Annotated in this window: 10 protein-coding genes; 4 read left to right on the forward strand and 6 right to left on the reverse strand. The window is 72.5% G+C overall.

The window, feature by feature from the left end; translation table 11 throughout:
* The first annotated feature begins 6 nt into the window (after window positions 1-6).
* Window positions 7-783 (forward strand): phosphate ABC transporter ATP-binding protein PstB, encoded by a 777-nt coding sequence (gene pstB / locus ACIQVL_RS25345; RefSeq protein ID WP_403426321.1) that lies wholly within the window; start codon window positions 7-9, stop codon window positions 781-783.
* 577 nt (window positions 784-1,360) lie between these two features.
* Here pstB and ACIQVL_RS25350 read toward each other — a convergent pair.
* Both ACIQVL_RS25350 and ACIQVL_RS25355 read right to left on the reverse strand, forming a co-directional pair.
* Window positions 1,361-2,359, reverse strand: a complete 999-nt coding sequence (locus ACIQVL_RS25350) for an anion permease (protein ID WP_403426323.1) — start codon at window positions 2,357-2,359, stop codon at window positions 1,361-1,363.
* A 7-nt stretch (window positions 2,360-2,366) separates the two neighbouring features.
* Window positions 2,367-2,987, reverse strand: a complete 621-nt coding sequence (locus tag ACIQVL_RS25355; RefSeq protein WP_351703506.1) for a DUF47 family protein — start codon at window positions 2,985-2,987, stop codon at window positions 2,367-2,369.
* A gap of 197 nt (window positions 2,988-3,184) precedes the next feature.
* Here ACIQVL_RS25355 and ACIQVL_RS25360 point away from each other — a divergent pair, with 197 nt between their 5' ends.
* A complete protein-coding gene (locus ACIQVL_RS25360) occupies window positions 3,185-3,523 on the forward strand; it encodes a metal-sensitive transcriptional regulator (RefSeq protein WP_352089325.1) in 339 nt (112 codons plus the stop codon).
* A gap of 37 nt (window positions 3,524-3,560) precedes the next feature.
* On the opposite strand, the gene ACIQVL_RS25365 is transcribed toward ACIQVL_RS25360, so the two are convergent.
* The 3 genes from ACIQVL_RS25365 to ACIQVL_RS25375 form a co-directional block, all read right to left on the reverse strand.
* Entirely contained in the window at window positions 3,561-3,728 is a 168-nt protein-coding gene (locus ACIQVL_RS25365; RefSeq protein ID WP_294008537.1) for a hypothetical protein, read from the reverse strand.
* Window positions 3,729-3,832: 104 nt separating this feature from the next.
* Window positions 3,833-4,687, reverse strand: a complete 855-nt coding sequence (locus ACIQVL_RS25370; protein WP_403426325.1) for a hypothetical protein — start codon at window positions 4,685-4,687, stop codon at window positions 3,833-3,835.
* Between the two features lie 369 nt (window positions 4,688-5,056).
* Window positions 5,057-7,858 (reverse strand): AAA family ATPase, encoded by a 2,802-nt coding sequence (locus tag ACIQVL_RS25375; protein ID WP_403476421.1) that lies wholly within the window; start codon window positions 7,856-7,858, stop codon window positions 5,057-5,059.
* A 251-nt stretch (window positions 7,859-8,109) separates the two neighbouring features.
* On the opposite strand from ACIQVL_RS25375, the gene ACIQVL_RS25380 reads away from it, so the two are divergent.
* Both ACIQVL_RS25380 and ACIQVL_RS25385 read left to right on the forward strand, forming a co-directional pair.
* Window positions 8,110-9,114 carry an alpha/beta fold hydrolase gene (locus ACIQVL_RS25380; RefSeq protein WP_403476422.1) on the forward strand — a complete coding sequence of 335 codons (1,005 nt, stop codon included), beginning with the start codon at window positions 8,110-8,112 and terminating at the stop codon, window positions 9,112-9,114.
* Window positions 9,111-9,569 (forward strand): cupin domain-containing protein, encoded by a 459-nt coding sequence (locus ACIQVL_RS25385; RefSeq protein ID WP_403426331.1) that lies wholly within the window; start codon window positions 9,111-9,113, stop codon window positions 9,567-9,569. The genes ACIQVL_RS25380 and ACIQVL_RS25385 overlap by 4 nt, the downstream gene beginning before the upstream one ends.
* 6 nt (window positions 9,570-9,575) lie before the next feature.
* Here ACIQVL_RS25385 and ACIQVL_RS25390 read toward each other — a convergent pair whose 3' ends face one another.
* Window positions 9,576-12,509: an AAA family ATPase gene (locus ACIQVL_RS25390; RefSeq protein WP_403476423.1), complete on the reverse strand. Its 2,934-nt coding sequence runs from the start codon at window positions 12,507-12,509 to the stop codon at window positions 9,576-9,578.
* Window positions 12,510-12,592 lie beyond the last annotated feature (83 nt).

A 12,592-nucleotide genomic window follows, 5' to 3' on the forward strand; every position in this document is an offset into this window, starting at 1 on the left:
GAAGTAATGTCCAAGCGAATCGACGTAAGCGGGCTCACCGCCTACTACGGCTCCCACAAGGCCATCGAAGACATCTCGATGAACATCGAGCCGCGCACCGTCACGGCGTTCATCGGCCCCTCCGGCTGCGGCAAGTCGACGTTCCTGCGCACGCTGAACCGCATGCACGAGGTCACCCCCGGCGGCCGCGTCGAGGGCAAGGTCCTCCTCGACGACGAGAACCTGTACGCCGCCAACATCGACCCGGTCGCGGTGCGCCGTGAGATCGGCATGGTGTTCCAGCGTCCGAACCCCTTCCCCACGATGTCGATCTTCGACAACGTGGCCGCGGGTCTGAAGCTGAACGGCAACTTCAAGAAGAGCCAGCTCGGCGACATCGTCGAGAAGTCGCTCAAGGGCGCGAACCTCTGGAACGAGGTGAAGGACCGCCTGAACAAGCCGGGCTCCGGGCTCTCCGGTGGTCAGCAGCAGCGTCTGTGCATCGCCCGCGCGATCGCGGTCGAGCCGAAGGTGCTGCTCATGGACGAGCCCTGCTCCGCCCTCGACCCGATCTCCACCCTCGCCATCGAGGACCTGATCGGGGAGCTGAAGGAGCGTTTCACGATCGTCATCGTGACGCACAACATGCAGCAGGCGGCGCGTGTCTCGGACCGCACGGCGTTCTTCAACCTGGCCGCTGTCGGCCAGCCCGGCAAGCTGATCGAGATCGACGACACGGAGCGGATCTTCTCCAACCCGTCGGTCCAGGCCACCGAGGACTACATCTCCGGGCGGTTCGGCTGAGCCGGAACTGACCCCTCGCGGTGCTGCATGGCGGTGCCACCGCGAGGATGCAAAAGGGCCCGCCCCTGGCTCCCGGGGGCGGGCCCGCCTGCGTTCTCCCCCTACCCGCCCACCCGACTCGGTTCTCCGAGAAGGGCGAGGTCGGGGGAGGAGGGCGGGGGTGACCGCGGGTCGGCGGCTTGCGGATCGCGGTTGGGCGCAGTGGGTGGGTGGCGCTGTGGCACGGTGGCTGCGGGTGCGTCGTGGCTGGTCGCGCAGTTCCTCGCGCTCCTTGCGGGGCGCCGGCCGGAGCGTGTGTCGAAAGGTCACACCCGGCCCTTGCCCTTCCACCTCGCTTTTCGGTGAACCGGGTCCAGTGGGTGGGTGGCGCTGTGGCACGGTGGCTGCGGGTGCGTCGTGGCTGGTCGCGCAGTTCCTCGCGCTCCTTGCGGGGCGCTGTCCCGGCCGGTGCTCGAAAGCCCCGCCTTCCTCCCTCGACCGCGCCCTCTCTGTCAACCGAGACGGGTGGGTGGGTGGGAAAGGCTTTTCGGCCTCGCCCTGTTGCCGACCGAGTCGGGTGGGTGGGTGGGGCGGGGAGTTACAGGAGCGTCAGGTCGATGAGGCCGAAGGCTGCTGCTGCTACCAGGGCCGCTGCCGGCATGGTGATGAACCAGCCCAGGACGATGTTCTTGGCGACGCCCCAACGGACCGCGTTCACGCGCTTGGTCGCGCCGACGCCCATGATGGCCGAGGTGATGACGTGGGTCGTGGAGATGGGGGCCTTGAAGAGGAACGCGGTGGTGAACATGATCGACGCGCCGGTGGCCTCGGCGGCGAAGCCCTGCGGGGGGTCGAGTTCGATGATCTTGCGGCCGAGGGTGCGCATGATGCGCCAGCCGCCCGCGTAGGTGCCCAGGGAGAGCATCACGGCACAGACGATCTTGACCCAGACCGGGATCGGGTCGCCGTACGTCTCGTGGCCGGAAATCACCAGTGCCATGACGACGACGCCCATCGTCTTCTGGGCGTCCTGGAGGCCGTGGCCGAGGGCCATGCCGGCCGCGGAGACGGTCTGCGCTATCCGGAAGCCCCGCTTCGCCTTGTGCGGGTTGGAGCGGCGGAACAGCCACATGATGGCCGTCATGACCAGGTAGCCGAGGATCAGGCCGACGACCGGGGACAGGAACATCGGGATGATGACCTTGTCCACGACGCCGTTCCACAGGACGGTCGTGCCGCCGGCCAGCGCCGCGCCCACCAGGCCGCCGAACAGCGCGTGCGAGGAGGACGAGGGCAGGCCGAAGTACCAGGTGACGAGGTTCCAGACGATCGCGCCGACCAGCGCCGCGAAGAGGATGCCCATGCCCGTGGAGCCCTTGGGCGTCTCGATCAGGCCCTCGCTGACCGTCTTGGCGACCCCGGAGCCCAGGAAGGCGCCCGCGAGGTTCATCACGGCCGCCATCGCGAGGGCCGCGCGGGGCGTCAGCGCCCGGGTGGAGACCGAGGTCGCGATCGCGTTCGCCGAGTCGTGAAAGCCGTTCGTGTACGTGAAGAAGAGCGCGACCAGGATGGTCACGACGAGCGCGAAGGTGTCCATCGACGGCTCAGGACTCCTTGACGGCGATGGTCTCCACCGTGTTCGCCACGTGCTCGAACGCGTCCGCCGCCTCTTCCAGGACGTCCACGATCTGCTTGAGCTTCAGCACCTCGATCGCGTCGTACTTGCCGTTGAAGAGATGGGCGAGCAGCTTGCGATGGATCTGGTCCGCCTGGTTCTCCAGGCGGTTCACCTCGATCCAGTACTCGGTGAGGTTCTCCAGCGTGCGCAGGTGCGGCATCGCCTCGGCCGTCAGGTCGGCGGCCCGGGCCAGCACCTCGATCTGCTGCTCGACGCCCTTCGGCAGTTCCTCGATGTTGTAGAGGACGACCAGGTCGACGGCCTCCTCCATGAAGTCCATGATGTCGTCGAGGGACGACGCGAGGGAGTAGATGTCCTCGCGGTCGAAGGGCGTGATGAACGAGGAGTTCAGCTGGTGGAAGATCGCGTGCGTGGCGTCGTCACCTGCGTGTTCCGCTGCCCGCATACGCTCTGCGATCTCGGCCCGGGCAGACGCGTCCGCCCCGAGCAGTTCCATCAGGAGTTTCGAGCCCGTGACGATGTTGTCCGCGGATGCGGCGAACATGTCGTAGAAGCTCGTCTCCCTGGGGGTCAGACGAAAGCGCACTTGGGGTCCTCGGTATGCATGGGTTTCGGTCAGGCTGATGCTAAGCGCATCATCCGGCCACGGCTAATGGGCCGCCCTCCAGTTTCGCCCATCGGGCTCGGTGATCATGAAGGGGGCGTCCCGAGGGCCCTATACCCAGCAAAGTTCGTTACCATATACCCATCAGGGGTATATGAATCGACGATGCGGAGGACGCGATGACGACCACCGAGGCCGGCGCCACGACGCCCTCCGGAAGCGGAGCGCCGGCGACCACGCACGGTTACCACAAGCAGAAGGACGAGCACCTCAAACGGCTGCGCCGGATCGAGGGCCAGATCCGGGGCCTGCAGCGCATGGTCGACGAGGACACCTACTGCATCGACATACTCACGCAGGTCTCCGCCTCCACCAAGGCGCTGCAGTCCTTCGCGCTTCAATTGCTGGAGGAGCACCTGCGGCACTGCGTCGCCGACGCGGCCGTCAAGGGCGGGTCGGAGATCGACGCGAAGGTCGAGGAGGCCACCCAGGCCATCGCCCGCCTGCTGCGGACCTGAGCGGAGCCGGGCGGACCAGACCGGCTGCTGGCCTGAATCAGTAGGCCTCGCGCTCCTCGGCCACGCGCAGTACCTCGTCGATACTCTCCAGGCTGAGCCGGTCCTCGGCGGCCGACGCCGCGATGATCAGCTCTCCGCACAGCTCGATCTCGGCGAGGGCCACGTGGTCCTGAACTGCCGTACCGCCGACCGGAGCCACGTGCATCACCTCTTCTCTGCCGTCACCGGCTCTCTAGAGTAGGCAGCGGTCTACACAACGCGCATGGCACGGACGGGCTAGTTCACAGGTTGTACAGTGCCGTTCCCTGACTAGTGCGTCGGCTGGTTTTCGGCGATCCGGCCCGCGTAGATGTCCTCGGAGCGTGGCAGCTTCACGTCGACCGGAGTGCCGAAACCGTACAGCAGGGTCGTCGAGGCGACCGCCACCGTGCCCTTGCCGCTGTCGTTGACGAAGCTGAACCGCTGCCGCAGTTTCCGGATCCGGCCCTGGTCGTCGAGGTACACGTCGAACGGGACCTCGGGGGTGGCGAACCCTTTCGCCGCGGCGGCGAGGGCGGCCCGGCCGCCGGGCGACGCCGAGCGGGCGGCGGCCGCGAGGTCGGCGGTGCCCCGGTAGTGCCGTACCTCGGTCCCGGCGAGCTCGGTCTCTCCCACGTACGTGGCGGTACGGGTGCCGCGCAGCAGCTCGGCCGCCGCGAACGGGTCGGTCGCGCCGCCGGTGACCAGGTTGCCGTCGGAGAGGCTCGCGGTCTCCACGCGGACCCACTTGTCGGCGGGCACCCCGGCGCCCCGGTTCTTCATGAACAGCGCGCCCGGGGCGAGGAGTTCGGTGATCGGACGGTGCTCGGAGGCGCCGGCGGGGTCCTGCGGGAGGACGACCGTGAGCCTGCCGAGCTGCCGGTCGTAGTCGTAGACGCCCTTGCCGCGGATGGTGACCCGGGTGCCGCCGGTGGCCATCTCCATCGAGGTCGTGGCCCGGGAGGTGCGGGTGGCCCGCAGGGTGTCCGCCGCGTGCTTCAGGAGAGCAACCGGGTTGTCGCCGGGGGAGCCGCCGACGCCCTCGGCCGTGGCGCCGCCACAGCCGGTGGCGCAGGCGCCGAGGCCGACCACGAGCCCTACGGTGACGGCCGTCTTCCCAGCGCGCCAGTGCTGCCGCCGATCCATTGCCTGCCTACCCCCAGCCGGTACGTCCGTCACGGGTCCCGCGTCGTTCCGCTTAACGAGGGGTCGGTGGGGCCGTCACGCATACCAGTGCTTTACCGAGCGTGGGTAACGTTGTCGGTGTGGCGCAGGAGGACGGTTCCGAGCGGGCCTTGCAGGGACAGGAACACCACATGAGCATGGTCGAACAGGGGCGGTTCTGCTTCGCCCGCTGCACATGCGGATGGCGGGGACCGGCGCGACGGGCGAGAAGCCTCGCCCGGACGGACGGCGAGGGGCACAGAGCCCAGGTGTGAGGCGCCCCGCAGGGGTGCGCGGCACGGCGGCGGCGCCGCGGGCGGACGGCGGCGGCACCCCCCCCGGGTGGAGCGCTCAGCTCTCCAAAGCCCGCAGCGCCTCGCCGAGTTGACGGCGCGACGAGATGCCGAGCTTGGCGTAGATGTGCGACAGGTGGTACTCGACGGTCTTCTGGCTGACGTAGAGCTCGGCCGCCGCTTCCTGGTTGGTCCGGCCGCCGGCCACCACGTACGCCACGGACAGTTCGCGCTCGGTGAGGGCCAGCAGCCGGCTCGGGGCCTGCGGGGGCGCGGTGAGCCCGCCGGCCGCCAGCCGGGCTTCGCAGCGCTGGACGAACGGGGTGGCCCGCAGCGCGCTGAACCGGCCGTGCGCCGTGTGCAGCCACATCGCGGCCGTGCGCCGTGAGGCGGCCCTGGTGGCCAGCAGGAGTCTGCCGTAGTCCTGTTCCAGCAGCGCGCGGTGGAGCGGGGACGCGTCGGCGGGGTCGGCCGCCCCGGCGACCGCCTGCTCGTAGATCTCCAGCGCGTCGTGCGGGCGGCCGCGGGCCTCGGCGACGAGGCCCGCGAGTCTGGCCACCACCACCCGGAGGTAGCCGGTGCCGTCGAACGCCTGCCGCATCTCCTCCAGCGCGGCCGCGGCGGCTTCCGGCTGTCCGCAGCCGGTCAGCGCCTCGACGAGCAGCGACTGCTGCCAGAGCCCGAACGGCCGGTACCGGAGCCGGACCGGGCCGCCCGCGGAGCCCGGCGTGCCGTCGAGCAACGGCGTGAGGGCGCGCAGCATCGCCGGGTGGTCGGCACGGGCCTGCGCCACCGTGGCCCCGGCGAGCGACCAGTAGACGATCTCCGTCGACGCGCCGAGGGTCTTCGCGAGGCGTTCGAGGTTGTCGACGTGGTCCAGGGCGGCGTCCCACTCGCCCCGGCCGGCCAGCACGCAGACGGCCGAGAAGCGGGCCGCCGCGTCGCCGAGCAGCTGGTCGTGGGCCGCCGCCACCGCGAGCGCCCGGTCCGCGACCGACTCGCTCTCGTTCCAGTCGCCCGCGAGGTAGTGGACGACGGACAGCAGGGCGAGCGTGAGCGGGCCCATCTTGGCCCCGGCGCCCTGCCGGTCGCGCGCCGCCGCGGTCTGCAGATCGGCACGGGCGGGGGCGAGTTCGCCGAGGAAGAGCCGCAGGACTCCCCGGGTGGCGAGGGTGTCGAGGCTGTGGTCGGGGACCGCGGAGCCGTCGTCCGGCAGGTGCGTGAGGTCCTTGAGGGCGGCGCGGGGACCCTGGTGCCAGAGCCGTCCGGTGGCCAGGGCGGCCCGGGTGAAGTCCGTGGTGGCCGGGTCCAGGTCGCCGATCGCAAGGGTCCGGCGGGCCACCTCCACCGTCTGGGCGCCGCGGCCGTGCCACAGGGTGATGTTGGCGAGGAAGGTGCCCGCCAGCACGGCGACCCAGTCGGCGGCAGGCTGTGCCAACGCGTCCTGCCAGGCCCGTTCGAGGTGCGCCTCGGCGGCGGCGAACTGGCCCGCCATCATGTCCATCACGCCCAGCACGCAACTGCGCAGCGGACCCGGAGCGCACTCCTCGACCTCGGGCCGCAGCTTCGCGGACCAGCCGGGCAGCATGGTGAGCAGCGACTGGGCGCAGGCGGTCAGGAGCCGTCGCTCGTGCTCGTCGCGGTGCTCCGACAGCGAGGCGGCCCACAGCAGCCGGGTGGCGGCCAGGGCGTTGCGGCCGTGCGCCGCCTCCCTCATGCCGGACTCCTCCAGCTCGTCGGCGAGCCGGGCGTCGGGTCCGCCGGCCGCGGCGACCCGGTGTGCCCAGCCCGCGGCCGTGCTGACGACGGTGGCCGCACCGGCGTGCAGGGCCCGGCGCCGTTCGGGGGTGAGCGTCTCGTACACGGCGTCGCGGTGCAGGGCGTGCACCAGGGCGACGGGGCTCTGGTGTTCCATCGGCCACCACTGCGCGAGCCCCGACGCCAGGGCGGGGCCGAGGGCGCGGACCGGATCGGCGACCCCGGCCAGCCGGCCGGCCGTCGCCAGCGGCACCCGCGCGTCCAGCACCGCCAGCGCCGCGAGCAGGTCACGCGCGCCCTTGGGGAGACGGTTGAGCTGGGCCCGGATCCCGACCCGCAGCGAGGGCGGCACCGGCCAGCGCTCCAGCACGCCGTCGTGGAGCGCCGCGGCGGGCACCTCGGCCAGCACCATGCGGACGTACAGCGGATGTCCCTGGGTGTAGGCGTACAGCCGCTCGATCAGACCCGCCGCCAGCCGGCCCTCCACCAGCCCCTGGGCCAGCTGGGCCACCTCGCCGTCGCCGAGACCGCGCAGCTCCAGCTTGACCGTCCGGTCCAGGGACCGCAGCAGCCGGTCCAGGGGCTCCGCCGTGGCCTCCGCGTCCGGGCGGGTGGCCACCACGGTCAGGACCCGGTCCGCCCACAGGCGCCGCAGCACGAAGCCCAGGACCTGGATCGACAGCCGGTCCGCCCACTGCAGGTCGTCCACCACCACGGCGACCGGCCGTCCGGCCTCCTGGAGCGCCCCCAGCAGGAGCAGCAGCTGCCCGCCGACCGCGTGCGGGGTCGCTCCGGCGGACGGCTCCCCGGCCAGCAGCGGGAACTGCGCGAGCAGTTCGCGGTCCACCCGCCGGGTGAGCTGGCCGACGACCCCGCCCGAGAAGCCCGTCTCCGAGGCGTCGGCGGTGGCCCACAGGACGGTGTGGTCGTCCAGCGAGGCGGCGAACCGGCGCAGCAGGGCGCTCTTGCCGATCCCGGCCTCTCCCTCGACCACCGCGAGCCACGACTCCCCGGCCCGCACCCGGTCGGCGCACTCCGCCAACCGGGCCGACTCGCCGAGGCGGCCCACGAACAGCCCCTCCGAACCAGCGCGCTCCAACACGAACCTCCGGGGGCCGGGCCTGCCGCAACCCGCAGGATAACGCCGGGAGATGGCAGCCCAGGGCACAAAGATCGTCAAGTCATCGGCAAGCAGGTGCAGTTCAGCGCCCGCGGCGGAGCGGCGGGCCGTCCCCGTCCCCAGTGGCCGGCGTGCGTCCCCAGGACTGTGGCTCCACCCCGATTCGAACGGCACGGCCCGGATGGTGTCCTGAGCCGAGGCAAGCCCGCACCGTTCCCTCCTTGGAGTTCCCCGTGCGACACCTGTCCGCTGTCTCCACCCCGAGAGCCCTGACCCTGCTGGCAACGGCGGCGGCGCTCGGCCTGACCGCCGTCGGCGCCACGCCGTACGCGAGGGCCGCACCCGCCACCCGGGCCGCCGCCGTGCAGGAGGACCTGCCGGCCGGCTTCACCCAGCACCGGACGCAGGTCGGCACGCTCGGCCTCAACTACGTGATCGGCGGCCACGGCCCGACCCTGGTCCTCCTGCACGGCTACCCGCAGACCTGGTACGAGTGGCGGTACGTCATGCCCGCGCTCGCCGAGCACTACACGGTCATCGCCCCCGACCTGCCCGGCGCCGGCCGCAGCGACGCCCCGGCGAGCGGTTACGACAAGAAGAGCATGGCCGCGGACATCCACGGCCTGCTCGCCAAGATCGGCCACGACAAGGACATCCGGCTCGTCGGGCACGACATCGGCACGATGGTCGCCTACTCCTACGCCGCCGCGCACCCCGCCGACGTGCGCAAGCTCGTGCTCAGCGAGGCCCCGATCCCGGACCCGGGCATCTACACCTTCCCGTCGCTGACGGCGGACGGCCCCGGCGCCTGGCACTTCGGGTTCTTCGCCCTCGGCAACGGCCTGCCGGAGGATCTCATACAGGGCCGTGAGGAGGTGTGGACGGACCGGTTCATCGACGACCTGGAGGTCCGCAAGGGCGCGGTCACCCCCGACGACGTCTCCGTCTTCGCCGGCCACCTGAAGGACCCGGCCCATCTCAAGGCGAGCCTCGCCTGGTTCCGGACGCTCCCGCAGGACATCGAGAACGACGCCGTCTACCAGAAGAAGAAGCTCACCATGCCCGTGCTCGCGATCGGCGCCGAGGGCAGCCTCGGCGACGCCGTGCCCAAGCAGGTCAAGAAGTACGCGACCCACGTCACCGGGGTCGTCGTCCCCGACTCCGGGCACTGGCTCTACGAGGAGCGCCCGGCGGAGATGACCCGCATCCTGCTCACCTTCCTGAAGGGACGGTCATGACCGCTCCACACACGGCCGCGGAGCCGTTCTGGTTCCTCGGCGGGCAGGCCCGCGTGCTCGTGCCCAGCCGGGCCACCGGCGGGTCGATCAGTGTCATGGAGTTCACCGACACCGCGGGCCACGCACCCCCGCTGCACGTACACGACGACGAGGAGGAGGTCTGGATCGTCCTGGACGGGAAGGTGACCTTCTTCGTCGGCGACCAGAAGTTCGACCTCGAACCCGGCCAGGCCGCGCACGGCCCGCGCGGCGTCGCGCACAGCTACCTCGTGCGCAGCAAGTCCGCCCGACTGGCCACCGTCTTCTCGCCGGCCAGCGTCGAGGACTGGTTCGTGGCCAACGGCACGCCGGTGGCCGGCGTCGACGAGGCCCCGGCCGCCTTCGACATCGCCGCGATCATCGCCTCGGCGGAGGCGTACCGGGTACGGGTCGCGGGACCACCGCCCACCGAGTAGCACCGCTCAGGGCAGCCGGGCCTCGGCGTCCAGCGCGGACGTCAGCTGACGCCGTGACGTGATGCCGAGCTTCCGGAAGACCTTGCTGAGGTGGTACTCGACGGTCGAGACGCTGATGAACAGCCGGACCGCGATGTCTGCGTTCATCACCCCGCCGGCCGCGAGACGGGCCACCTCCCGTTCCCGGGGCGTCAGCGCGCGGTCGGCCTGCGCGGTGCCGGTGGGGGCCTGTTCCCCGGTGGCCGCGAGCTCGGCGCGGGCCCGCTCGGCGAAGGCCACGGCTCCCATGCCGGCGAACATCCGGTGGGCCGTGCGCAGGTGGTCCCGGGCGAGGCCGCGCCGCCTGCGCCGCCACAGCCACTCGCCGAACAGCAGACGGGACCTGGCCGCCTCGGTGACGATCCCGGTACGGTCCAGCAGCTCCACGGACTCCGCGTAGTACGCCTCCGCGTGGTCGTCGTCGGCCATCAGCGCCCGGCAACGGGCCAGCAAACCCCTGGCCCAGGGAGTGCCGCTCACCGCCGCGCGCTCCTCCAGGCGGGCCAGGGCCTGCTTCGCGGCGCGGTGGTCGCCGACGCGCACGCCGGCCTCGACCACCTCGTGGAGCACCCGGGTCCCCGTGCCGGGGCGGTCCTTCTCCATCGCCTCGCGTGCGCAGGCCAACGCCTGCGGATGGCGTCCGAGGCTGGTCTCCAGCACCGCGAGACAGGACCGGGCCCGGTCGCCGAAGTCGTCGTTGCCGTGCTGCTTCACCCAGACCTGCGTGATCTCGGCCGCGGCCGCCCGTGTCTCGGCCTCCCGGCCGCTCCAGGCCAGCAGCTCGATCTGCTGGGCGGGCCCGTGCGGGGGCAGGTCCATGGCGGCGGCCAGCTCCGCGGCCTCCTCGAAACCGGCTCGGGCCGCGCCGAACCGGCCCGCCCGCACGTCCCACAGGGCCTGGACCATGAGAGCGGTCTGGAGGGCGCCCAGCGCGCCGGTGTCCCGGCCGTGGCCGGTCAACCGGGTACAGGCCGCCCGCCCGCCCACGTCGTCCCACACGTCCTCGGCCGCGAACAGGGCGAGCACCGCCAGCGGAACCCCGTCCCCGCCCGGCTCCTCCTCGCACCCGAACGCCTCACCCCCGGACTCCGTGCTTCCGAACGCGCCGGTCCCGGACGGCTCGCTCCCGGACTCCTTGCTCTCGGACTCCGTGCTTCCGAACGTGTCGGTCCCGGACGACTCGCTTCCGAACTCCGCGTTCCCGAACGCCTGGAGCGCCCGCCGCAGCAGCGGTACGGCCGACGGGTAGTCGTCGTGGAGTCGTGCGGCGAGGCCCCGGAGCAGGAGATCGGCGGGTGCGGTAGCCGTCGGCCGCAGCGCCGGGGACGCCAGTACCGCGGCGGCGAACTCGTAGGGCGTGGTGGTGTCGGTGCCGCCATGGCCCACCACTGCTGCCGCGAGCCCCTCGATCAGCAGCCGGCGGGCCAGCGGGGCGTCGGACTCGGCGACGGAGCGGGCCGCGTCCAGCAGGCGGGCCGGCAGGCCCGTCAGCCGTGCGAGATACAGGTCCACCCGTGTCCTCGTCTGCCGGACGCGGGCGCGCAGCAGGGCGTCGCCGGGGCCCAGTTCGGTCTCGGCCCGGTCCAGGGCGGCCTGTGCGGACGCCGGGTTCCCGAGCACGAGGTGGGCGCGGGCGGCGGCGAGGAAGCGCGGGACCCTCTCGGTGGGGGACAGTTCGGCCGCGCGGAAGAGGAACGCCGCCTGTGCGGCGGGTCCGGCGCCGGCCCGTGCGTGCCGTGCGGCCGCTTCGAGTTCGCCGGCGACCTCCGCGTCGGGTCCGACCGTCGCCTCGGCGCGATGCCAGGCCCGGCGGTCGGGGGCTCGCACCGGGTCGGTGACCGCGGCGAGCGCCGCGTGCACGAGCCGGCGGTCCGCTGCCTCGGCGCCCCAGTAGACGGCCGACCGGGCCACCGGGTGCCGGAACCCGGTCGCGTGCTCACGGGTGAGGATGCCCGCGGACATCGCCGCGTCCGCGGCGTGCGCCGGTATGCCGAGATACCCGGCCGCCCGCCAGCGCTCCGCCGACTCCTGCGGTGCGGCCGCCGCCATGACCAGCAGCAGCGTCCGGGTCTCGGCGGGCAGGGCGCGGAACCGGCGCAGCAGGTGCGCCCGGAGCGGGCCGGGGACCGGCAGCGCCGCGGGCAGCGGCGCGGTGCCGGAGAGCTGCTCGGCGGTCAGTGTGCGGGTGAGCCGGAGCAGGGCCAGCGGGTTGCCGCCGGTCTCGGCGGCGATCCGGTCGGCCACCGCCGGATCGAGCCGTCCGGCGCTGTTCGCCGCGAGCAGGTCGCGGGCGTCGGCCGGGGGCAGTCCCGTCAGGGACAGGACGGGAATCCCGTCGAACGGACCCGGCGCGTCGTGGTCGTCGCGGCCGGCGAGCACCAGGGCGACGGCGTCCCCGTGCAGGCACCGGCCGACGAAGGCCAGGACGTCGGCCGACTCGGGGTCCAGCCACTGCACGTCGTCGACCAGAGCCAGCAACGGGCGGACCGAGGCGGCGCCGGTGAGCAGCGTGAGGGCCGCCAGGCCGGCCAGGTAGCGGTCGGCGGCCCCGGGCGCCAGGCCGAACGCGGCCCGGAGTGCCTCGCGCTGGGGCGGCGGCAGTGTGTCCAGGCCGCCCAGGAAGGGACGGAGCAGACGGTGCAGGGCCGTGAAGCCGAGCTGCGCCTCCGAGCGCACCCCGGCGATCCCGACGACCCGGTGCTCCGGGCAGGTCCCGGCCAGCCGGTCCAGCAGCCGGGTCTTGCCGATGCCCGGCTCACCGGTCAGCAGTACCGCGCCGCCCTGCCCGTCCCGGGCCCGAGCACCCGTCACATGACCGGCGAGCAGCCGCAGTTCCTCGCGACGGCCGACGAGCGGAACCCGGCGCAGGGCCCGCGCGGATACGGGCAGGTGTTCGGTCATGCCCGAAGCCAAGCACCGGCCGCCGCCCGACTCCCCAGGGCCGGACCCCAGTCGGACCCCGGTTTCCGCTCGGACCCCGGTTT

This window comes from Streptomyces sp. NPDC090499 (assembly GCF_044769305.1).
Classification (GTDB): domain Bacteria; phylum Actinomycetota; class Actinomycetes; order Streptomycetales; family Streptomycetaceae; genus Streptomyces.

Bases quoted from the DNA above. Each gene is read 5' to 3' on its own strand.
- ACIQVL_RS25360 (WP_352089325.1), top strand. From the start codon at position 3,185: ATGACGACCACCGAGGCCGGCGCCACGACGCCCTCCGGAAGCGGAGCG.
- ACIQVL_RS25365 (WP_294008537.1), bottom strand. From the start codon at position 3,728: ATGCACGTGGCTCCGGTCGGCGGTACGGCAGTTCAGGACCACGTGGCC.
- ACIQVL_RS25370 (WP_403426325.1), bottom strand. From the start codon at position 4,687: ATGGATCGGCGGCAGCACTGGCGCGCTGGGAAGACGGCCGTCACCGTA.
- ACIQVL_RS25350 (WP_403426323.1), bottom strand. From the start codon at position 2,359: ATGGACACCTTCGCGCTCGTCGTGACCATCCTGGTCGCGCTCTTCTTC.
- pstB (WP_403426321.1), top strand. From the start codon at position 7: ATGTCCAAGCGAATCGACGTAAGCGGGCTCACCGCCTACTACGGCTCC.
- ACIQVL_RS25390 (WP_403476423.1), bottom strand. From the start codon at position 12,509: ATGACCGAACACCTGCCCGTATCCGCGCGGGCCCTGCGCCGGGTTCCG.
- ACIQVL_RS25385 (WP_403426331.1), top strand. From the start codon at position 9,111: ATGACCGCTCCACACACGGCCGCGGAGCCGTTCTGGTTCCTCGGCGGG.